Origin of the sequence: Salaquimonas pukyongi, assembly GCF_001953055.1 — a bacterium.
GTDB lineage: Bacteria > Pseudomonadota > Alphaproteobacteria > Rhizobiales > Rhizobiaceae > Salaquimonas > Salaquimonas pukyongi.
The window spans coordinates 2,539,404-2,561,203 of record NZ_CP019044.1; the positions used below are offsets into that span (position 1 = coordinate 2,539,404).

Sequence of the window (21,800 nt, forward strand, 5' to 3'; positions counted from 1 at the left end):
GCCTCTATTCTCACACCTCGCCACCGTTGTACAAGGCACCCGGGGGCAGTCAGAAGCGGCGAATTACGGGAGGAACTGCATGCATGGTTTGATGATGGACAGGCAATTGCTGATATCGGCGATCCTGGATCACGCAGCGCTGTATCATGGCGACACGGAAATTGTCTCCGTCAATACCGATGGCAGCCAACACCGCACCAACTATGCAGAACTCAAACAACGCGCCCTGCGTCTGGGCTCCGCCTTGCAAAAGCGCGGCATGGCCAAGTCAGACCGAATCGGAACGCTTGCCTGGAACAATCACCGTCATCTGGAACTCTACTATGGCGTTTCCGGCGCAGGCCTGGTTTGTCATACGGTCAATCCGCGCCTGTTCGCCGATCAGCTTGTCTACATCATCAATCACGCCGAAGACCGCATGCTGTTCTTCGACAAGACCTTCCTGCCCGTTGTCGCAGGCATTCGCGACGAATTGCAGACTGTCGGCAGCTTCGTGCTGATCGAGGCAAGCGACGATGCAGTCCGCGCCGAATATCCCTGGGTCGAGTTTTATGAAGACCTGATTGGAGACGGCGAGGACGGCTGGTCCTGGCCCCAAGGCATCAGCGAATATGACGCCTCTTCGCTGTGTTACACCTCTGGCACCACCGGCAATCCGAAAGGCGTTCTTTATTCTCACCGCTCGACCCTGTTGCACGCCATGATGTCCGCAACGCCCGATGTGATGAATTTTTCCGCTCGCGACTGTTTTCTGCCGGTCGTTCCCATGTTCCACGTCAATGCCTGGGGCAGCCCCTATTCTGCCCCCCTGGCAGGCGCAAAAATGGTCATGCCGGGTCCTGGCCTGGACGGTGCAAGCCTTGCCCGCTTGTTCAATCAGGAAAAGGTGACGATTTCAGCAGGCGTTCCGACCATCTGGGCCGGCTTGCTGCAACATCTTGAGACAAGCGGAGAAAAACTCCCCCATCTGGAACGCACCATTGTCGGCGGTTCAGCCTGTCCGCCGGCCATGATCGACCGCTTCCGCAACGACTATGACGTGGAAGTGCTTCATGCCTGGGGCATGACCGAACTGTCCCCGCTCGGCAGCGTCAACAATCTGAAGAACAAGCACTTCGAACTGCCGGAGGAGCAGCAGAAAAAGCTGCGCGAAAGTCAGGGCCGCCCGCCATTCGGAATTGAACTGGGCATCTTCGACGACGATGACAACCAACTGCCCAGCGATGGCGAAACCCAGGGCAACCTCTATTGCCGCGGCCCTTGGGTGTTGTCGAGCTACTTTTCCAACGAGGGCGGCGACCCCCTGCGCAAGGGGTGGTTTCCCACCGGCGATGTGGCAACGCTGGACGCTGACGGCTTCATGACCATCCGCGACCGCTCCAAGGACATCATCAAGTCCGGCGGCGAATGGATTTCAACCGTTGATCTGGAAAACCTTGCCGTTGCCCATCCCGATGTGGCGGAAGCCGCTGTCATTGCCGCCCGGCACGACAAATGGGACGAACGCCCCCTTTTGATCGTCGTTGCCAGGCAGGGAAAAACAATCGACGAACAGGGCCTGCTTGATTTCTACAAGGACAAGGTCGCCAAGTGGTGGATTCCCGATGCCGTCAAGGTGGTCGATGAAATCCCCAAAGGCGCCACGGGCAAGATTTTGAAAACCGCCCTGCGCGAAGAGTTCTCCGAGGCGCTTATTAACGGCTGACGCTGGACTCGCCGCATCTCTTTAAGGGAGGCCTAGCGGCAACGACCAGAAATGCTTGCAATCGGGCGCAAAAGCAGGCAAAAGCGCGGTTGACGTAAACGTAAGTTTTCTGAAAGAAAACCGTTTCCCAAACTTTCATATCCACAGGAGCGAAACATGAGCACCCAGGCAATTGCCGACACCATCAAGGCCAAGATGAGCGATGGCACGGATATCGGTTCATCGGTCAAGTTCGACTGCGGCGATGATGGCGTCGTGGTCATCGATGGCAGCGAGGTTTCCACCGAGAACAAGGACACCGACTGCACGATCAAATGCGATCTGGATGTGTTGCAGGATCTGGTTGCCGGCGACCTCGACCCGACCGCCGCTTTTATGCAGGGCAAGATCAAGGTCGAAGGCGACATGGGCGTCGCCATGAAGCTGTCCTCGATTCTCTGATCGCCGGAAGATCCAATTGTAAGGGCCGGGCTGCGGACTGCCGCACCCGGCTTTTTGTTCCCCGGTCCTGATCGGGTCCCCAGCCATTATCGCGTCATTGCCTCAAGCCATTCCTTCCAGGCGTCCCGGCTGCCGCGAAAGGCGTTGATGTCGGTATTGCCCTCAATGCCCGGCATCTGGCCGGTTCCGGTATACTGCCAGAATGTCCAGGCCTGCCCCGGATAGGTTCCAGCGGGATGGCCGGCCACCGAGCGCAGCCAGAAGGACACATTGTCGATCTTTGCCAATTCGTTGTCGCGGTAGAAATCCGGCGTTGTGTAGACAATTGGCGTCTGGCCATAATGGCGGCGCACGAAATTCAAATACACCTGCATTTCACGCCGCACCGTCTCGGCGGGCGGGCGCAGCCGGCAGGTCGGTGATTTCGCATTCCATTCCATGTCGAGCACCGGCGGCAGAGCCCCGCGCTCCTTCGGTACATGACGGACAAACCAGCGCGCCTGCTCGATCGCCGGGCGGCAGAAATAGTAGAAATGATAGGCCCCACGGGGAATCCCGGCGCGTTTGGCCGCCCGCCAGTTGGCCTTGAAATAATCATCCAGCCTGTCGCCGCCCTCTGTTGCCTTGATGAAGGCGAACCGGATACCGGCCCGTTTTACCATCGCCCAGTCGATATCAAACTGGAACTTGGAGACGTCGATCCCGTGGACGGGATAGTCCCACGGCGCCCTGCCCTCCCATTCATGGGGATCGTTGTCGCCATAGCGCGGCCCGGTGCCCGTGCTTCGAATGTCCAGCACATCCATCGGTGAGGAGGTGCAGCCCGCAAGCAGCAGGCTCACCACCACCACCACCAAAGCGAGGAAATGAGCAGGGAACTTCGCAAGGAAACGGGCAGCATTCTGGGCAAGGCGGCGGGAAAAAAGCGCGAACATGAAGACCAACTCGATTCGGTAGCGCCTCTTATACACGCTCCCCGCATTCGGGAAACAACACGCCTGCTTCGCCGCTTTTCCATTGCGGATACTTTGTCATGATCGCGGAGAACCGGTTCGACGCAAGAAAGGCATCAAGCCAGGAAACAACATTCGGCCAAGCCTGTTCCCTGAACCAGCCAATGTCCACATGGGCATACTGGCGCACGAAAGGCAGGATCGCCATGTCGGCAAGGCTCATGCGCTCACCAAACAGAAAGCGCTGGCCTTCCAGCATCGCCTCCAGTTTCATCAGATACGCTGCTGCCTTGTTTCGCTCAGCCACCTCGTCGGCATCGGCATAGCGCGTTGCGTATTTGTAGCGGTCGAGCGCCGTCTTGAATGGCCCGTCAAAGTCAGCCATCAGCGCCTCCATGGCATCAAGAACTTCGGACGGCCACTCCGTCAGCCCTTCCGGATCGTTTTTTGCCAGCGCCCAATCCATGATGTTCCGGCTTTCCTCCAGCACCGCGCCGTCAGGCTGTACCAGAACCGGGACAGTGCCCTTCGGGCTCACCCTGAGCATTTCAGCCGGCTTGTCGCGCAGCACGACTTCGCGCAACGCCACCTGCTGCCCGGATGATTGCAGCGCCAAACGCGCCCGCATGGCATAAGGGCAACGGCGGAAGGAATAGAGCACCGGCAGGCCGTTCATACTTGCGCTCCGCCCTCAGCGTTCGGCCAGGTGTCTGAAATCCGGTAGCCTTCAGGCCAGGGATCTGCCGGATCGAGAAAAAGCTGCCGTGTGCCGGTGATCCACGCCTGGCCGGAAACCGAGGAAATGATCGCCGGCTTGCCACCCAGTTTCGTCACCCCCTCGATGTGGCAATCGAACTGCGAGCCGATGATCGAGCGCGCAAGATAGCGCTCGCCCTGTTTCAATTGCCCTTTCGCATGCAGCACGGCCATGCGCGCCGAACAGCCGGTGCCGGTTGGCGAGCGGTCGAGCTTGCCGGGACGGATCGACACTGTGTTCTTGCCGGCCCAGCCGTCGCCGGTTTTTTCCAGTGGCCCGGCAAACTGGCAAAAGGAAATGTGGTTCCACTCCTTTTCAGGATGCACAAAGCCGAGTTGCTCCTGTGCAGCAGCGGTAATCAGAACACCGGTCTTTGCCAGATCGTGCGCTTCGTCTGGTGTTAGCGAAAAGCCGAGCGCCGCCGCATCGGTGATCACGAAACTGTCGCCGCCGAAGGCAGTATCCACCGTTAGCGTCCCCATACCCGAAACCTCCACTGGAGCATCAAGCGCGACGGCAAAGGATGGTACGTTTGAAAACCGCACCGCGGTCACCTTGCCATTGGCGCAATGGGCTTCCACCTTTACCAGCCCCGCCGGCACTTCCAGCGTCAGATGCGTTACCGGTTCGCGCATCTCGACAATACCGGTTTCCACCAGCACCGTCGCAACGCACATGGTGTTGGAGCCGGACATGGGCGGCACATCCGCCGGTTCCATGATCAAAAAGGCGGCATCGGCTTCAGGCGACTTGGGGGGTACCAGCAGGTTTGCATGGCGAAACACGCCGCCGCGCGGTTCGTTGAGCAGGAAGCGGTGCAGCGCGCCATCGCGTTCGAGAAAATCGCGCTGCTCCCAGAGCGTGTTCCCCGGTGGCGGCTGCACCCCGCCGACGATCACATCGCCGACCTCCCCTTCCGCATGGCAGTTGACGACATGAATGACCTTGCTGCTGCGCATGACCTTCCCCGCCCGTCAGGCCGGCTCATCTTTTTTCACCGGCCCGGCAAGCTGTTCTCCGCGCGTCTTCTGTTTAAATTGCCGCTTGGCTTCGCGCTGTGCTTCCTGATCGGCAGCAATATGCTGCTCGCCGCGCTTTTTCGCCAGTTCCACCTGACGCTGGCGCTCGGCAAAACGCCGCTTTTGTTCCGCCGTCATCTTGTCATGGCAGTGGGGACAGGAAACACCATGGACATAGGCTGGCGACCGCTTGTCTTCCTTGCTCACCGGATGACGGCAGGCATGGCACAAATCGTACGGGCCGGGTTTTAAGCCGTGACCGACCGAGACCCGGTTATCGAAGACGAAACACTCCCCTTCCCAGAGGCTTTCTTCCTCCCGAACGGTTTCAAGATATTTCAGGATACCGCCTTTCAGGTGGAAGACCTCGTCAAAGCCCTCCTGCCTCATGAAGCTCGAAGCTTTTTCACAGCGGATACCGCCCGTGCAGAACATGGCAATCTTCGGCTTGTTGTGCAGTCCTTCCTGCTCGCGTACCCATTGCGGAAACTCCCGGAAAGTGACGGTATTCGGGTTCACCGCCCCCTTGAAGGTTCCGATATCGACCTCATAGTCGTTGCGGGTGTCGATCAAAACCACCTGCGGATCGCTGATGAGATCGTTCCAGTTTTCCGGCTCAACATAGGTGCCGACCACCTCATTGGGGTCGATCCCCTCAACGCCCATGGTGACGATCTCTTTTTTCAGCCGCACCTTCATGCGGTAGAACGGGTTTTCCCCTTCCGCCCAGCTTTCCTTGTGTTCGAGACCGGCAAATTTCGGATCGCTGCGCAGCCAGCAGAGCACGGCCCGAATGCCGGCTTCCGGTCCCGCAATCGTGCCGTTGATGCCCTCGCGCGCCAGCAACAGCGTGCCCATCACATCATTCCTGCGGCAGATTTCCAGCAGCGGCTCACGCCGCGCTTCGTAGTCTTCGAGGCGGACGAACTGGTAAAGGGCTGCAACGAGAAAGCGGGACATGACCTTCCTTTCGCCCGTCAGATACGCCCCATAACGCCAGGCTTCAAGACAAACATGGAACCTTGGCCGCTTCTGATCGTTTTTTCAGGATCAGACAAACATCGGATTGGAGTAAACCATGCCGGCAAAGTCCAAAGCACAACAGAAAGCCGCTGGGGCCGCCTTGTCGGCCAAACGTGGAGAAACAAAGGTCTCCGACCTGCAGGGCAGCGCCAGGGAAATGCATGATTCGATGACTGAGGACCAGTTGGAGGATTTTGCCTCAACCGACCGCAAGGGCTTGCCGGAAAAGGTGGATGGCGATGACTGATGCAAGTCCCGTTCTCAAATCCGAGCAGGATCAGCCCGGCGACGAACATGCGATGTCGCCTTCCCCGAATGTATGCCACGTTATCCCGGATCGGGCCGGTTGAAGGGAAAATCCACCCTCATCACTGGCGGCGATTCAGGGATTGGCCGCGCAGCGGCGGTGCTGTTTGCCCGCGAAGGCGCAAATGTCGCCATCGTCTATCTTGATGAGGAGCAGGATGCGCAGGAAACCATCCGCCTGATCGAGGAAGAGGGCGGTACGGGCTTGGCAATTCGGGGCGATGTGGGTGACAAGTCGTTTTGCGAAGAGGCCGTCAACCGGACCGTGGAGTCGTTCGGCGGCCTTGATGTCGTTGTGGCCAATGCCGCCGAACAGCACGCAGTTGAATCCTTTGAGGACATTCCTGCCGAGCAGATCGAACGAACCTACCGAACAAACATTTTCGGCTATTTTTACATTCTTCAGGCCGCAATGCCTCACCTCAAGCGCGGTGCTTCCATCATCTGCACCACGTCGGTGACTGCCTATCGCGGACAGGATTTACTGATCGACTATACGACAACAAAAGGTGCCATCCTTGCACTGGTAAGGGCACTTGCCTCCAAATTTGCCCACAAGGGAATCCGCGTTAACGGCGTTGCACCGGGCCCCATATGGACACCGTTGATCCCTGCATCATTCCCGCCGGAAGTTGTCAAGGAATTCGGTAAGGACTCCCCGCTGGAACGCCCCGGCCAACCCAACGAAGTGGCGCCATCCTTCCTGTTTCTGGCCTGCGAGGACGCAAGTTACATGACGGGCCAGGTGCTGCATCCCAATGGCGGCGATCCGATATCGAGCTGAACGGGCAACATGGTTGAAGCGTACCTTGCCGTCGAACGTTGCAGGCAACCGGCGCGCCGCGCTATGCTCATCCCATGGCAAGCGATGATCTTGATGAAATTGACCTAAAAATACTGCGCATTCTGCAAGCAGAACCTGAAATCGCCATTCAAGAGATCGGCGCGCGCGTCGGCCTGTCCCATACCCCCTGTTGGCGCCGCATTCGCAAAATGCAGGATTCGGGCCTGCTCAAGGGACGGGTCTGGCTGGTCGACGGCGAAAAAGCCGGACTCGATGTGTCGATCTTCGTCTTTGTACGCCTCGACACCCATTCGGCCGAGGTGATGGATACCTTTGAGGCGGCAACGCTCACCATCCCCGAAATCATGCAGTGTTACACGGTGTCAGGGGAATTCGACTACATGCTGCGCGTGGTCGTCGGCTCTGTACGCGACTACGAACGCACCGTGAAGGGCAAGCTGCTGAAACTGCCCCATGTGGGCATCATGAATTCCCATTTTGCCCTCAACGAAGTAAAAAACACCACGGCCTATCCCATTTGAACCGTAACGCCGTGCCGCAGCGCGGCGATATCTTTTGACATTCCCATCCTACGATTTCGAAGTTTCTTAGGCCTTCATCCCAAGAAACGCCGCAAACACTGCCAAAATTGGACTTTGGTTTCAGCAAATTCGCGTCATACTGTCGGTTGAGGGAGTCGGGTCGGGGACCCAGGTTGCACCGGCATGTCCGGATGGTCACAGTTGTGACCGGCACGCAACCGGAGAGCCTGTTGTTTGCGCGGCCAGGATCAGCCATCGTACGCACCAGGCCTTGCAGGCTTTTGCCGGCTGATGAGAACTGCCGCCAACCGCCGCCGTCAACCGCTATTGAGGAGAAGCATTGTGGGCATCGAAAAACAAACCTTCGACCCTGATTCCGCAATTACGCTGGACGACAAATATACTGCCGAGGACGGCAAGATCTTCATCAACGGCACACAGGCGCTGGTTCGCCTGCCGATGGTACAGATGCGCCGCGACCGTGCTGCCGGCCTTAACACCGGCACCTTCATTTCCGGCTATCGCGGCTCACCGGTGGGCGGCTTCGACCTCACTCTCAACCAGGCCCGCGAACATCAGAAAAAGCACGACATCCATTTTCTGCCGGGCGTCAACGAGGACCTCGCCGCAACCGCAGTGTGGGGCTCGCAGCAGCTTTCCACCTCACCCGGCGCGAAGAAGGACGGCGTTCTCGGCATGTGGTACGGCAAGGGACCGGGTGTTGACCGCTGCGGCGATGTCTTCAAACATGCAAACTCCTTCGGCACTTCCCCCCATGGCGGCGTGCTGGCCATCGCAGGGGACGACCACCTGGCAAAGTCCTCCACCGTTGCCCACCAGTCCGACCACGCCTTTATGGCAGCCATCATGCCGGTGCTGTTTCCCTCCTCCGTTCAGGAATTCACGGAGCTGGGTTTGCTCGGCATCGCCATGAGCCGCTATTCCGGCCTGTGGGTCGGGTACAAGGTAATCGCCGACACCATCGAGACGACCGGCGTCGTAGACCTTGCCGGCGAGCGGCGTGCCTTCGTCACCCCCAACGATTTTGAAATGCCCCAGGGCGGGCTCAACATCCGCTGGCCCGATGACCGGTTTGCCCAGGACGAGCGCCTGCAGGAATACAAGGGGTATGCGGCAATTGCCTTTGCCCGCGCCAACAAGATCGATCAGCTGGTCATCGATTCCAAAAAGCCGCGCCTTGGCATCGTCGCCTCCGGCAAGGCTTACGAGAACGTCCGCGAAGCGCTGCGCCATCTGGATATCGATGAAAAAACCGCCGACAAGATCGGCCTGCGCCTTTACAAGGTGCGCATGCCCTGGCCGCTGGAACCAGAAGGCATCCGCCAGTTTTCCGAAGGGCTGGAGGAGGTCCTCATTGTCGAAGAGCGGCGCGAGGTGATCGAGCATCAGATCAAGCAGCAGCTGTTCAACTGGCGCGCCGATGTACGCCCGCGCATTGTCGGCAAGTTCGACCACAAGGACCGTCACGTCCTGTCCCTGCATGAGGAAATCACCGCCGGCGTTGCCACCCGCATCATCGCCACCCGGCTGCTCGATTTCGACCTGCCGGAAAGCCTGCGCGGCAAGCTGAAGAAGAAACTTGCCTATTACAATGAGCGCCATCAGTTGAAGGTCGGCCACAAGACGCCGGTCAACCGGGTTGCCCATTTCTGTGCCGGCTGCCCCCACAACACCTCCACCAAGGTACCGGACGGTTCCAGAGCCTTTGCCGGCATTGGCTGCCATTTCATGGCGCTGTGGATGGACCGCAATACCGAAACCTATACCCATATGGGCGGCGAAGGCGTCACCTGGTCCGGCATGGCCCCCTTTACGGAAGAAAAGCACGTCTTTGCCAATCTCGGCGACGGGACCTATTTTCATTCCGGAATCATGGCGATACGCCAGTCCGTTGCCTCTGGCGCCAACATTACCTACAAACTGCTCTACAATGACGCGGTGGCAATGACCGGTGGCCAGAAGATCGACGGCTCGCTGACGGTACCCGAACTCGCCGCCCAGCTGCAGGCCGAAGGCGTCAGGAAGCTCTGGCTGGTATCGGACGAACCGGAAAAATACGCTGGCGTTTCCTTGCCGCAGGACATCGAAATCAAGCATCGCGACTGGCTGGATGACATTCAGGAAGAGGCTCGCAACACCAAGGGCTGCACGGCGATCATCTACGATCAGACCTGCGCGACCGAGAAGCGCCGCCGCCGCAAGCGCGGCCAGATGGAAGATCCGGACAAGCGCGTCTTCATCAACCCCTTGGTCTGCGAAGGGTGCGGTGACTGTTCCGTGCAATCGAACTGCATTTCCATCGAACCGCTGGAAACCGAGTTCGGCCGCAAGCGTCAGATCAACCAGTCCTCCTGCAACAAGGATTTTTCCTGCGTTAAGGGCTTCTGCCCCTCCTTTGTTACTGTCCAGGGCGCAAGCCTGAAGAAACGCCAGCTGCCGGCCCTTGCCGATGAAGCCCTGCCGGACCCGCAGATCGTTCCCCTGGAGGATGAAGTCTACAACGTCGCCATTACCGGCGTCGGTGGCACAGGCGTTCTGACCATCGGTGCAATCATCGGAATGGCGGCCCATATCGAAGGCAAGGCAGCGATGATCCAGGACTTTTCCGGCCTGGCGCAGAAGGGCGGCGCGGTGCTGTCCCATATCCGGCTTTCAAAATCCACCGATCTGGTAGCAGCTGCGCAAATTCCGCCAGGCGAAGCTGATCTGCTGATGGCCGCCGACACGGTGGTCGCTGCCGACAAGGGGCCGATTGCGCTCTATGCCACCAACCGTACCCGCGGCATCCTCAACACCCACCTGACGCCCGTTTCCTCTTTCGTCTTCGACCGGGATTTCGACTTCCGAGAAACCGCTGTCATCGATGCCATCTCCAAGGGCATCAAGGACAATGCCGACAAGGTGGATTTTACCCGGCTTGCCGAACTGGTCTGCGGCGATTCGATCGCCACCAATGTCATGATGCTCGGCTATGCCTGCCAGAAAGGCACGCTGCCGATTGGCATTGAAGCGCTGGAAAAGGCGATTGAGCTCAACGGCGTCGCTGTCAAGGCGAACAAGCTTGCCTTCAACTGGGGCCGCCGCATCGCCGAAAAACCGGACGAGGCGCTGAAAATTCTTGCCCAGGCACATGGCGGACCGCAAGAGCCGGAAACCCTGGAACAGATCATCGACCGCCGTGCACAGTTCCTCACCGGCTACCAGAACACCGCTTATGCACAGCGCTATCGCGATCTGGTCGCCCGCGTGGAAACCGCCGAGGCAAAACTGGGCTCAAAACGCGACCTGACCAACGCTGTCGCGCGCTATTTCTTCAAGCTGATGGCCTACAAGGACGAATACGAGGTCGCCCGCCTCTTCACCGATGGCAATTTCAAGAAGCAACTTGGCGAAACCTTCGACGGTGACCTGAAGCTCACCTTCCATCTCGCTCCGCCGATCTTCAAGGGCAAAACCCTGCCGAACGGCCGCCCCGCAAAACGCGAGTTTGGCCCCTGGATGTTTGCCGCCATGAAATGGCTGGCGAAAATGAAGCGCCTGCGCGGTACTGCGTTCGATCCATTCGGCCGGTCGCAAGAACGCCGCACCGAGCGCCGCCTCATCGACGACTATGAAGCCATGATCGGGGACCTTCTGCCGAAACTGACAAAGCGCAATCATCGCTTCGCCGTCGCACTTGCCCGCATACCCGACGAAATTCGCGGTTACGGCCCGGTCAAGGAAAAATCGGTAGTAAAGGCGGAAAAGAACACGGCAACCCTTCTTGCGCAGTTTGCCAACCCGCCCGCCGAGAAGAGCAAAACCCGGCTGGAAGCAGCAGAGTAGGAACTGCACAAGTCAAAGGGCGCAACAGGTTCGCGCCAGCGTGGCAGGTGACTTGCCCGGCCTGCTTCGTAGTGATGGCCGGCGGATAAACTTCCGCATAAGGCCCCACATCCAGCTGACGGGGATGTGAAGGCTGCTCCCGTTTTTGCGAGCAGCGTATGGGAAAAATTCCTGTTTCTTTCATTTCCAGTTGAAAGGCGAACTCCCTAACTTTCGTCGTGTCGAAGAGAGGTAGCAACAGGTGCTGCCGAAACCAAAACGGACCCTGTCTCTGCTTCCTTTCGGCAGAACCAAATCAACCGTTAACCGAAAGGAACCAAATCATGAAAACCCTGATCGCAGCATTTGCCCTGACCGTAGCAACCGCGGGCGCAGCTTTCGCCACCGATGCCAATCAGCAGGGCGTACCCGCCAGCCTGATGAACAAGGCAGCCCACTCCAGCGCCATGGTTTCCGGCTTCACCGGTGTTTCCGGCGGCAACGATTACCGTGCCGACACCAATCAGGGTGGTATCCCCGCTTCCCTGCGCTAGAGCGTGTCCGGTTTAAATGGAAGCAGTTTGCATGGATGGATTTTTCGTTTCCGGCAAGCAGAACACCGCAGCGCGGTGCCTTGCCACCTCGCGAGGATTTCGACGAAGCCAGAACGCAAAAGACACCACAGCCGGGCACTTAACATCATGAATGTATCGGGTTTTCTGCAATCGTTTGAACCTGGTTCCTTGCCCTTCGGGCAGCGCCGGAAAATACTGACAGTGCCTGCACTGCGCCGCATTTTCCTCCTTGCCGAAGACCAAACTCCCGGCGTTCAAACGATTCCATCTAACCAAGACACGCTCTAAGGAAATCAGACACACAGACCAAAAAAGGGTCCGGAAATCTCCGGGCCCTTTTTTATTCAGCTGCCTGTAGGGCGCCCTTGCGCACCCGAACCTTCCGGTAAAGGGCTACAACCTCGCGCCGGCTGATGGAGAGCGCTCCCATCCGAAGTGCACGGTCCCGCTCCAGGCCGGTAATGTCATAGTGTGGCGCAGCCGTCTTCGGCGGCCCCTGATATGACAGGCGGTGAATTCCCAACCGGTGGGCAAAACGGTGCAGTTCCGCCTCGCCGTCGGCCATCAGGTGGCACCACTTTCTGCCCTTCCACCGCCAGATCGCATCATCCACATAGACGGCCAATGCGCCGCCGCCTATTCGTCCCGCAATTTGCGGCGCAGGATTTTCCCGACATTGGTCTTGGGCAGTTCCTCCCGGAACTCGATATATTTTGGCCGCTTGTAGTTTGTCAGGTTCTTGGCGCACCAGGCTTTCACATCATCCTCGGAAACACCGGCATCCTTGCGCACCACGAACAATTTCACCACTTCACCGGAACGCTCATCCGGTACGCCGATCGCCGCTGCCTCGACAATCCCTTCATGGGAGGCAGCCACTTCCTCGACCTCATTGGGATAAACATTGAAGCCCGACACAAGGATCATGTCCTTCTTGCGGTCGACGATCTTGGTGTACCCCTCCTTGTCCATGAACCCCATGTCGCCGGAGCGGAAGAAGCCGTCCTTGGTCATCACCTTGGCGGTTTCGTCGGAGCGATTCCAGTATCCCTTCATCACCTGCGGCCCGCGAATGCAGATTTCACCCACCTCGCCGAGCGGCAGATCCTTGCCTTTCTCGTCGCGAATGGCAATGTCCGTGCTGGGAAGCGGCAGGCCGATCGTGCCGGAAAACTCTTCCGCATCGAACCGGTTTGCCGTGGCAACCGGCGAGGTCTCCGACAGGCCGTAGCCTTCCGAAATCGTGCAACCGGTCATCTGCTGCCAGCGTTCGGCAACCGGCCGCTGCACCGCCATGCCGCCGCCAAGCGTCAACCGCAGGCCGCTGAAGTCGAGCTTGGCAAAGTCCTCATTGTTCATCATGGCATTAAACAGCGTGTTGAGGCCCGGCAATACATTGAAATCCCATTTGCCCAGCTCCTTGATGAAGGCGGGTATGTCGCGCGGATTGGGGATCAGCACGTTGTGCGCACCCTGCTCCATGCCCATGATGGCATTCACCGTCAGTGCGAAGATGTGATAGAGCGGCAGGGCACAAACATAGGTCAGGCTGGCCGGGCGCCCTCCCTTGCGATAGGCCACCTCGACCCAAAGCGCGTTCTGGGCTGCGTTCGACAAGACGTTCGAGTTGGACAGCGCCGCACCCTTGGAAACGCCCGTCGTCCCGCCGGTATATTGCAGGAAGGCAACATCGTCATGGCTGGTGGGAACCGTCGCAAAGCCGGCCCCATTGCCCGCCATCACGCTGCCATAGGCAGTGTGGCCGGGCAGATCCCATGCAGGAACCATCTTCTTGACCTTGCGCACGACAAAATTGACGATCGTGCCCTTCAGCCCACCCATCTGATCACCCATGGCAGTTACCACCACGTGCTCGACCGGCGTCTTGCCCATCACCTGTTGCAGTGTGTTGGCAAAATTTTCCAGAATGAAGATGGCCTTGGCGCCACTGTCATTGAGCTGGTGCTCAAGTTCCCGCGGGGTATAGAGCGGATTGACGTTCACAACCGTGCAACCGGCACGCAGAATGCCCATCATCACCGCCGGGTATTGCAGAATATTGGGCATCATGATGGCGACCCGGTCGCCCTTTTTCAGGCCGTGGGCCTGAAGCCATGCACCGACCACCGATGACTGCTCCAAAAGTTCGCTATAGGTGATGGTCTTGCCCATGCAGGAAAAGACCGGCCGGCTTGAAAACTTGCGGCAGGAATCCTCCAGCAGCTCGGCAACCGAGTTATGGGGCAGCGGTCCGATCTCGCTTGGAACGTCCGGCGGGTAGGACTTCAGCCAGGGTTTCGCCGCATAGGGTGATTTTGTTGATGCAGCCGGTTTTCGCTTGCTGGCCGCCGGCTTCCTGGAAGCCGTCTTGCGTGCCGTCGTCTTTTTTGCGGTTTTTCCTGCGGTCGTGGATTTTGCCATGGTTTTCCTCCCTGCCGGACGAACCCTCTATCCGGCACCATTATCGAATGTATCATGGATAACGGCGCATAAAAGAGCCATTCGCCAATTCAATGCCCCTCCCGAAGCCTGCAGCATGCGCACCGGTGACCGTGTGCCTGAAAGACATGTCCTCCGGTCCTCATTCCGCCTATCAAGAACTTCCCTTTACGTCAATGTAACGGGCGCGGGCGGCGTTGGCAGCGACACCTTGCGGCTTCTGTTCATGAGTTCATGACTTGGCCCGGCGGATCAGTTGTTCCAAAGCCTGCAAAAACGCTGACCGGTCCTTCTGGCTGAACGGCGCGTGAAAGGTTGAAACCGTGCCGGCTTCCCGCAGTTCCTGACCCAGGTTCCGCATGGCAGATTGCATCCCGATCGTTTCAGGGGTGAACAGCCGGCCGGAATGGCTTGTAACGTGGACGCCTTTTTCGACCAGCCGCTTGGCAAGCGGCACATCTGCGGTCACGGCAACATCCCCGCAAGCCGCGTTCTCTGCGATCCAGTCGTCGGCAGCGTCAAAAGACGCCGAAACCACCACATGACGCACCAGCGGGTCGCGCGAAGGCCGCATGCCCGTGTTGGAGACGATAACAACCGGCAGGCAGTGCCGCCCCGCAACTTTCAGAATTTCCGGTTTGACCGGACATGCATCCCCATCCACGAAAACCGTCGGCGAATGGGCATCACCATTTTCACTGTTGTTCGCCATCGATGGCCAGAATCCGGTCGAGCGTTCTCTCGATGTTTTCGATCGCCGCCGAGGTCTGGTCGCGAAACGCCTTGATCTCTTCCAGCTGGCGGCGGATCATCCGCACCTCGTCAGTCAGCGTATCGGAAAGGGGCGCCTTGCCGATGCCTCCAAGCATCCAGCTCGGCGAGACGCCAAGCATGCCGGAAAGACGCACAAGGTGATGTGCCTTGGGCTCCGAGCGGTCTTTTTCCCAGCTATCAAGGGTCGATGGCTTGATGCCGAGATTCTGGGCAACCGTTGCACGCTCCATGCCGGCGGCATCGCGGGCGCGGGATATTCGGCTGCCGAGCGTATCGGAATCCACCGGCTGATCGAAGATGGTGTTCTTGTCGGGCATGTTTCAAGTCCTCGTCATTATCCGGACATTTCCCACATTGCCTAACAGCTTGGCGCAACGACTTGAACCGCACCCGGCGAATTCGCGACGAATTGTAGCCATTCGCCGCCTCATGGGCGTTCCATACGATTTGGTTTGGAAGCCGGCGCAGTTGGCGCTAACGCCAATAATCGGCACAAATCAGCTGTAAGGCAGGTGACACCGGTACATTTCCCAGGTTCTGCCGTCCGGTGTGGAGTTCTGGAACCGCATCGTTTGTCCGTTCACCATCTCGATGGTGATCACCCGTTTGGAGGTTTCGCCTTCCGCAGTACAGGTCACATTGAGCCGGTGCACGTTCGACGTGGTGGGTGGAGGCGAATAGGTGCAGAATTCCTCGAACTGGCGAATCGAAGTCGGGGTGATCACCGCAAAGGAATCATAGACAGACTGGTCGATCTGGGCACAACCCTGCGCCGAAGCAGCCCACGCACCTATATAGGGCAGTTTGCTCTGGCGCCGGTCATGGGTGGCGGCTTCCTGCGTATCCTTTGCCAGTTTCGCCGCAGGCTGCAGCACCGCGTCGGGGTTTTCTGCCGTCACCCGTGTTGAACCGCCGGCTGCCGACTGCAACGGATCCGTCGTTGTCTCGGTGCAAGCTGGCAAAACAAGCCCGGACAATGCAATTACCGTGACCGCAGCCGGAAGGCCACGCCTGTTGATGTTCATGTTTTTTCCTCCCAGTCCCTCAATTTCCCGGAACAGTGAACCACAGCGGGGGCCGTTCGGCAAACAAATCGGCGCACCATGGATCTGCACCTGGTTCCCATAGGGAACCAATGGCGCGCTGACGCGTTACGTCACCAGGAAAGCTGCAGGCTGCCGGCATTGGATGGCAGTATCCCGTCTTGAACGGGAAACAGGCTGGTTTGGAGAGCCACCGGAACGCTAGTGACGGCGTCTTTCCCGGCCTGCAGCTTTTCGACCTTGTAGCTGCGTTGTTTGAAAGGATCAGAACATGCCCGAGAATGAAAAAACCATCGTCCATACCTCCCACGCAGGTGGCGCGGGCTGGTTCGTGGCAGTGCTTTTGCTGCTGCTGATCGCTGCCGGTGTATATTACGTCGCCAACAACGGCTTCACCGGCCAGAAATCGGTGAACATCGAGTTGAAGGTGCCGGACCCGAGCGGAAACTCCGGTTAACCGCTTGAGACTGACAGCCAACCGGCATCGCTTGAGAATTCAAGGACCCGCATTCCGTCCGGAATGCGGGTCTGCTGGCACAAGCTGAACGTCAAGAAGAGCTGCTTCAGAATACAACGACCGACCGGATCGACTTGCCTTCATGCATCAAATCGAACCCCTTGTTGATGTCTTCCAGCGGCAGGGTGTGGGTGATCATGGGATCGATCTGGATTTTCCCGTCCATATACCAGTCGACGATCTTCGGCACGTCGGTGCGGCCCCTCGCCCCGCCAAATGCCGTACCCCGCCATGAACGCCCGGTGACCAACTGGAACGGCCGCGTTGAAATCTCCTGGCCAGCACCGGCCACGCCGATAATGATCGATTCGCCCCAGCCCTTGTGGGCACATTCGAGCGCGGCCCGCATTACCTTCACATTGCCGATGCATTCGAAGGAATAGTCGGCCCCGCCACCGGTGAGTTCCACAAGGTGCTCGACCAGCTTGTCCTCGCCAACATCCCTGGGATTGACGAAATGGGTCAAGCCGAACTTGCGGCCCCATTCCTCCTTGGACGGGTTCATGTCAACACCGACGACCATGTTGGCGCCCACCAGGGCAGCCCCCTGAATGACATTAAGCCCGATGCCGCCAAGGCCGAACACGACGACGTTCGAGCCGGGCTCCACCTTCGCCGTGTTGATAACCGCACCAATACCGGTGGTCACGCCGCAGCCGATGTAACAGATCTTGTCGAACGGTGCCTTCTCGTTGACCTTCGCCAGCGCGATTTCCGGCAAAACGGTATGATTGGCGAAGGTCGAACAGCCCATATAGTGGAAAATCTTCTCGCCTTTATAGGAAAAGCGCGACGTGCCGTCCGGCATCAAGCCCTGTCCCTGGGTCGAGCGGATCGCCTGGCACAGATTAGTCTTCGGATTGAGGCAGTATTCGCACTCACGGCATTCCGGCGTGTAAAGCGGAATAACATGGTCCCCCTTTTTCAGTGACTTCACACCGGGACCCACATCGACCACGACACCGGCACCCTCATGACCCAAAATCGCCGGGAAAATGCCTTCGGGATCGGCGCCCGAGAGGGTGAACTCATCGGTATGGCAGATGCCGGTCGCCTTGACCTCCACCAGCACTTCGCCTTCTTTCGGGCCGTCCAGATCCACTTCGACGATTTCCAGCGGTTTGCCGGCTTCAAAAGCCACGGCGGCACGGGTTTTCATGGGGCAGCACTCCTCCGGTTTGTCACATATTGGAACAAAGACTAGTGCCTTTCACGCCCGGATGGAAGCAGGGCAGGCTGCCTCGCGTGCCAAAAAACCTATGACTTCATCCCCTGGCATGCTTGCAGGATCGCTTCCGGTGTTGCCGGCGCGTCAAGGGCAGGCACTTTGCCCGGATTGAGCGAGGCAATGGCCATGGTAATGGCCGAAAACACGCTGGTTGCCAGCATCAAGGGCGGTTCACCCACCGCCTTGGAACGGTAGATGGTTTTCGCCGGATTGCCCGCCGATTTGTACAGCGCCACATTGAAGGCCTCCGGTACGTCCGACGCAGTCGGGATTTTATAGGTCGACGGCGCATGGGTGCGCAGCCTGCCTTCCTCATCGAAGACCAACTCTTCGGTGGTCAGCCAGCCCATGCCCTGAACGAAACCGCCTTCGATCTGGCCGATGTCGATCGCCGGATTGATCGAGGCACCCACATCGTGAAGGATATCGACCCGGTCGACCTTCATTTCGCCTGTAAGCGTGTCGATGGTGACTTCCGAACACGATGCACCATAGGCAAAGTAGAGAAACGGATTGCCGGATATCGCCTCCCGGTCCCAGGTGATGTTCGGGGTCGAAAAATAGCCGGTTGCCGACAATTGCACCCGCTCCAGAAAACACGTCTTGGCAAGCTCGCCAAAGGGTATTTCGCGCCCGCCGATAAAAACATATCCTCCAGAAAACTTTACCTGTGAGGGTTTTGCCTGGTAAAGCCGGCAGGCGACTTTCACCATGCGCTCGCGAATGGTTTCGGCAGCCCGCCGTGCTGCCATACCGTTAAGATCGGACCCGGAGGAAGCCGCCGTCGGCGTCGTATTCGGCACCTTGTCTGTGGTGGTGGCGGTAATTCTCACCCTGGCGATGTCGACGCCGAATATCTCAGCCACTACCTGGGCAACCTTCAGATAAAGCCCCTGTCCCATTTCCGTGCCCCCATGGTTCACCTGGATGGAACCATCGGTATAGACATGCACCAGCGCACCGGCCTGATTGAGATGCTTCAAGGTGAAGGCAATGCCAAATTTCACCGGAGTGAGCGCAATTCCTTTCTTTAGGAAATTGTTTTGTTCGTTGAACCGCGCAATCGCCTTGCGGCGGCGCTGATAAGCGCTGCTTCGTTCCAGCTCATCGACAACTTCATTGAGGATATTGTCCTTTACCGCCATGCCGTAGGGCGTGACGGAGCGACCGCGCCGGTAAAAGTTGCGGCGGCGGATTTCAAGCGGGTCCTCATCCATCTCAATGGCGATGGCATCCATCATCCGCTCGGAAAAGACCATGCCCTGCGGCCCGCCAAAGCCGCGAAAGGCAGTATTGGAAACCGTATTGGTAAAAATCCGCTGCGAATGAATCCGGCAATCGGGATAGTAATAGGCATTGTCTGCGTGAAACATCGTGCGGTCGTTGACGCCGAGCGACAGATCGGCCGAGCAGCCGCAGCGCCCGGCAAAGTCCACATCAACCGCGTCGAGCACGCCGCGCCGGTCAAAACCGGCCTCATAGCGCACGTGAAAATCATGCCGCTTGCCGGTTGCCACCATATCGTCGTCACGGTCGAGCCGCATCTTGCAGGGCCGTCCGGTAATGCTGGAGGCAAGCGCGGCAAGACAGGCCCATTGTCCGGCCTGGCTTTCCTTGCCGCCAAAGCCGCCCCCCATGCGCCGGCACTCGCAAACGATGGCCGCATCGGGAAGGCCCAGCATGCGCGCCACCAGATGCTGCACTTCTGTGGGATGCTGGGTGGAACAGTGAACCCGCATGTCGCCTGCTTCACCGGGCACCGCCATCGATACCTGGCCTTCCAGATAAAAGTGCTCCTGGCCGCCAATGGAGATCTCGCCCTTCAGGCGTTTCGCCGACTGTTTCAGCGCCGATTTCACATCACCGCGCCTGAACGTATAGGGATCAAGCACGGTTTTCCTGGCAGCCAGCCCCTGCTGCACCGTGACCAGCGGCTTTGCCTTGGCATAATCCACTTTGGCAAGCCGCGCCGCCTGCCGCGCCTGCTGGCGGGTTTCCGCGGCCACGGCAAACAGCACCTGGCCGCAAAACAGGATTTCCTTTTCCGCCAGGATCGGGTCGCCGCCAATGGAAGGGCTGCAATCGTTGACGCCGGGAACATCCTTTGCCGTCAGCACTGCAACCACACCCGGCGCTGCCCGCACGGCGCTCAGATCCAGCTTTTTCAGCTTTCCCGCTGCAATCGCAGAAAGTCCCGGCGCAAGATGCAGGCAGCCTTCCGGTTCCAGAATATCGTCCACATAGGCCGCTGTTCCGGCAACGTGCTTTGCCGCGCTGTCATGGGCAAGCGCCTTGCCGACGGTGACAACATCCTCGCGCAGGGAATTGGGCTGGATGCGTTTTCCCATCACACCACCTCCCCTGCTTCAAGCACCCGTGTTGCGGCAATTTTTCCCGCACCGGTTTCCCCGGCAATCTCGGTCAGTGCCTTGATCATCAGGTTTTTGACAATCTCCATCCGGTAGCTGCTTGAAGCCCGCATGTCGGTCATCGGCGTGTAGTCGCGCTCCAATTCTGCCCGTGCCCGCTCCCAGGTGGCGGGGTCATCCAGCCGCGCACCGGCAATCGCCGCCTCCGCATGTTTTGCACGCTTTGGCGTTCCAGCCATGCCGCCACAGGCAATGCGGGCTTTTGCAACGCGTCCGTTTTCAATGCTGAAAAGAGCCGCAAACAGCACGGCGGAAATATCCTGATCGAACCGCTTGGAGATTTTCCAGGCGCGGAAATGCTGCTTTTTTCCGGGCTTCGGAACGACGATTTTGGTTATCAACTCGCCCGGCCTTCTGTCCTGCTTGCCGTAGTCGACAAAAAACGCTTCGAGCGGCAGCGTGCGCTTGCTCGTGCCATGCCGCAATTCGAGCGAGGCACCAAGTGCGATCAGCATGGGCGGCGTATCGCCAATCGGCGAACCATTGGCGATGTTGCCGCCAACCGTGCCGCTCGCCCGAACATGGCGCGACCCGAGCCGGCGCAATACTTCGCCAATATCGGGGCTGAGAGAAGCCAGCTTGTCGAATGCCTGGGTGTAGGTCGCACCGGCGCCCACGACGATCTGCCGGCTGCTTTCCGTAATGGCATCGAATCCTTCAGCCCGGCCAGTATAAATAATCTTCGGCAGATGCCGCATCTGCTTGGTAACCCACAAGCCCACATCGGTTGCCCCCGAAAGGATCGTGGCGTCGGGGTGTTCAGCACACAGCGCTGCCAGTGATTTCACCGATCCGGGCGCGGCAAAAAACGAAGCCTCATCGCCGGCAAACAGGTCTTTTCCATCAGCAAATTTTTGAAGCGCTTTTTCCGTCTTGCCCCATCGGGCTGCCAGCGCGTCTTTCGGCTTTTTCCCCGCGGTCTTCACCGCGGCATCTGCAATGGGGCGATAGCCGGTACAGCGGCAAAGATTACCCGCCAGCCAATCGTTCACGCCCTGCCGGTCGGCCTTGGTGCCACTGTGCTGCAAAGTGAACAGGCTCATCACAAAACCCGGGGTACAAAAACCGCATTGGGACCCGTGCAGATCAACCATCGCCTGCTGGACGGCATGCAGCTTGCCGTTTTGCGCCAGATCATCGGCGGTGATGACATCGCAGCCATCGGCCTGACCCAGCAGCAGAATACAGGCATTGACCGGTTCGTATTTCAGATCACCGTCGCGGAGTTTTCCAAGCGCCACGGTACAGGCACCGCAATCGCCTTCATTGCAGCCTTCCTTGGTGCCCGTCTTGCGCTCTGTCAGCCGCAGATAATCAAGCAGCGTCGTCGCCGGGTCGAAATCCCCGATTTCCACCTCTTTCCCGTTTCGCAGAAACCGCAACGCACCACGCATGCTCTCTCCCTCAACTCCACCAGCTTGCGTTTTGACGGTAGCATCA

Annotated in this window: 20 protein-coding genes; 8 read left to right on the plus strand and 12 right to left on the minus strand. The window is 58.7% G+C overall.

All coding sequences use genetic code 11. The features are described from left to right. Window positions 1-79: 79 nt before the first annotated feature. Both BVL55_RS12170 and BVL55_RS12175 read left to right on the plus strand, forming a co-directional pair. A complete protein-coding gene (locus tag BVL55_RS12170; RefSeq protein WP_075997125.1) occupies window positions 80-1,705 on the plus strand; it encodes a long-chain-fatty-acid--CoA ligase in 1,626 nt (541 codons plus the stop codon). Between the two features lie 156 nt (window positions 1,706-1,861). Continuing rightward, window positions 1,862-2,146, plus strand: coding sequence for an SCP2 sterol-binding domain-containing protein (locus BVL55_RS12175; RefSeq protein WP_075997126.1), 285 nt, complete (start codon window positions 1,862-1,864; stop codon window positions 2,144-2,146). Window positions 2,147-2,232: 86 nt separating this feature from the next. On the opposite strand, the gene BVL55_RS12180 is transcribed toward BVL55_RS12175, so the two are convergent. The 4 genes from BVL55_RS12180 to trhO all read right to left on the minus strand — a co-directional run bounded on the left by BVL55_RS12180 (window position 2,233) and on the right by trhO (window position 5,856). Next, window positions 2,233-2,952 carry a glycoside hydrolase family 25 protein gene (locus BVL55_RS12180; RefSeq protein ID WP_156892624.1) on the minus strand — a complete coding sequence of 240 codons (720 nt, stop codon included), beginning with the start codon at window positions 2,950-2,952 and terminating at the stop codon, window positions 2,233-2,235. 157 nt (window positions 2,953-3,109) lie between these two features. Further along, window positions 3,110-3,775 carry a glutathione S-transferase gene (locus BVL55_RS12185; protein ID WP_075997127.1) on the minus strand — a complete coding sequence of 222 codons (666 nt, stop codon included), beginning with the start codon at window positions 3,773-3,775 and terminating at the stop codon, window positions 3,110-3,112. Continuing rightward, on the minus strand, window positions 3,772-4,815 hold the full coding sequence (locus BVL55_RS12190; protein WP_075997128.1) for a trans-3-hydroxy-L-proline dehydratase: 1,044 nt from the start codon (window positions 4,813-4,815) through the stop codon (window positions 3,772-3,774). Before BVL55_RS12190 ends, BVL55_RS12185 begins: the two co-directional genes overlap by 4 nt. Before the next feature lie 15 nt (window positions 4,816-4,830). Next, window positions 4,831-5,856: an oxygen-dependent tRNA uridine(34) hydroxylase TrhO gene (gene trhO, locus BVL55_RS12195; protein WP_487391206.1), complete on the minus strand. Its 1,026-nt coding sequence runs from the start codon at window positions 5,854-5,856 to the stop codon at window positions 4,831-4,833. A 97-nt stretch (window positions 5,857-5,953) separates the two neighbouring features. Here trhO and BVL55_RS12200 point away from each other — a divergent pair, with 97 nt between their 5' ends. The 5 genes from BVL55_RS12200 (at window position 5,954) to BVL55_RS12220 (ending at window position 11,909) form a co-directional block, all read left to right on the plus strand. Next, the gene (locus tag BVL55_RS12200; RefSeq protein ID WP_075997130.1) at window positions 5,954-6,145 is read left to right on the plus strand and encodes a DUF3008 family protein; all 192 of its coding nucleotides are present in this window, start codon (window positions 5,954-5,956) and stop codon (window positions 6,143-6,145) included. Window positions 6,146-6,244: 99 nt separating this feature from the next. Beyond that, window positions 6,245-6,988 carry an SDR family oxidoreductase gene (locus BVL55_RS12205; protein ID WP_244530503.1) on the plus strand — a complete coding sequence of 248 codons (744 nt, stop codon included), beginning with the start codon at window positions 6,245-6,247 and terminating at the stop codon, window positions 6,986-6,988. A 74-nt stretch (window positions 6,989-7,062) separates the two neighbouring features. Then, a complete protein-coding gene (locus BVL55_RS12210) occupies window positions 7,063-7,530 on the plus strand; it encodes an Lrp/AsnC family transcriptional regulator (RefSeq protein WP_075998129.1) in 468 nt (155 codons plus the stop codon). Between the two features lie 342 nt (window positions 7,531-7,872). Next, window positions 7,873-11,376, plus strand: a complete 3,504-nt coding sequence (locus BVL55_RS12215; RefSeq protein WP_244530504.1) for an indolepyruvate ferredoxin oxidoreductase family protein — start codon at window positions 7,873-7,875, stop codon at window positions 11,374-11,376. Window positions 11,377-11,699: 323 nt separating this feature from the next. After that, window positions 11,700-11,909 (plus strand): hypothetical protein, encoded by a 210-nt coding sequence (locus tag BVL55_RS12220; RefSeq protein ID WP_075997131.1) that lies wholly within the window; start codon window positions 11,700-11,702, stop codon window positions 11,907-11,909. Window positions 11,910-12,270: 361 nt separating this feature from the next. Here BVL55_RS12220 and BVL55_RS12225 read toward each other — a convergent pair whose 3' ends face one another. From BVL55_RS12225 to BVL55_RS12245, 5 genes are all read right to left on the minus strand, one after another. Then, on the minus strand, window positions 12,271-12,555 hold the full coding sequence (locus tag BVL55_RS12225; protein ID WP_075997132.1) for a DUF4031 domain-containing protein: 285 nt from the start codon (window positions 12,553-12,555) through the stop codon (window positions 12,271-12,273). A gap of 11 nt (window positions 12,556-12,566) precedes the next feature. Next, window positions 12,567-14,351: a long-chain-fatty-acid--CoA ligase gene (locus tag BVL55_RS12230; protein ID WP_083649517.1), complete on the minus strand. Its 1,785-nt coding sequence runs from the start codon at window positions 14,349-14,351 to the stop codon at window positions 12,567-12,569. Window positions 14,352-14,601: 250 nt separating this feature from the next. Beyond that, window positions 14,602-15,081 (minus strand): YaiI/YqxD family protein, encoded by a 480-nt coding sequence (locus tag BVL55_RS12235; RefSeq protein ID WP_075997133.1) that lies wholly within the window; start codon window positions 15,079-15,081, stop codon window positions 14,602-14,604. Continuing rightward, the gene (locus BVL55_RS12240; RefSeq protein ID WP_075997134.1) at window positions 15,065-15,460 is read right to left on the minus strand and encodes a helix-turn-helix domain-containing protein; all 396 of its coding nucleotides are present in this window, start codon (window positions 15,458-15,460) and stop codon (window positions 15,065-15,067) included. The genes BVL55_RS12235 and BVL55_RS12240 overlap by 17 nt, the downstream gene beginning before the upstream one ends. 180 nt (window positions 15,461-15,640) lie before the next feature. After that, on the minus strand, window positions 15,641-16,168 hold the full coding sequence (locus BVL55_RS12245) for a hypothetical protein (protein ID WP_075997135.1): 528 nt from the start codon (window positions 16,166-16,168) through the stop codon (window positions 15,641-15,643). Window positions 16,169-16,457: 289 nt separating this feature from the next. Here BVL55_RS12245 and BVL55_RS12250 point away from each other — a divergent pair, with 289 nt between their 5' ends. Continuing rightward, window positions 16,458-16,643 carry a hypothetical protein gene (locus tag BVL55_RS12250; protein WP_075997136.1) on the plus strand — a complete coding sequence of 62 codons (186 nt, stop codon included), beginning with the start codon at window positions 16,458-16,460 and terminating at the stop codon, window positions 16,641-16,643. A gap of 106 nt (window positions 16,644-16,749) precedes the next feature. On the opposite strand, the gene BVL55_RS12255 is transcribed toward BVL55_RS12250, so the two are convergent. The 3 genes from BVL55_RS12255 to xdhA all read right to left on the minus strand — a co-directional run bounded on the left by BVL55_RS12255 (window position 16,750) and on the right by xdhA (window position 21,754). Then, a complete protein-coding gene (locus tag BVL55_RS12255; RefSeq protein WP_075997137.1) occupies window positions 16,750-17,862 on the minus strand; it encodes an S-(hydroxymethyl)glutathione dehydrogenase/class III alcohol dehydrogenase in 1,113 nt (370 codons plus the stop codon). A 98-nt stretch (window positions 17,863-17,960) separates the two neighbouring features. Beyond that, complete coding sequence (gene xdhB / locus BVL55_RS12260; protein ID WP_075997138.1) at window positions 17,961-20,279, minus strand: xanthine dehydrogenase molybdopterin binding subunit; 2,319 nt, start codon at window positions 20,277-20,279, stop codon at window positions 17,961-17,963. Further along, window positions 20,279-21,754: a xanthine dehydrogenase small subunit gene (gene xdhA, locus BVL55_RS12265; protein WP_075997139.1), complete on the minus strand. Its 1,476-nt coding sequence runs from the start codon at window positions 21,752-21,754 to the stop codon at window positions 20,279-20,281. The genes xdhB and xdhA overlap by 1 nt, the downstream gene beginning before the upstream one ends. Between the last annotated feature and the right edge of the window lie 46 nt (window positions 21,755-21,800).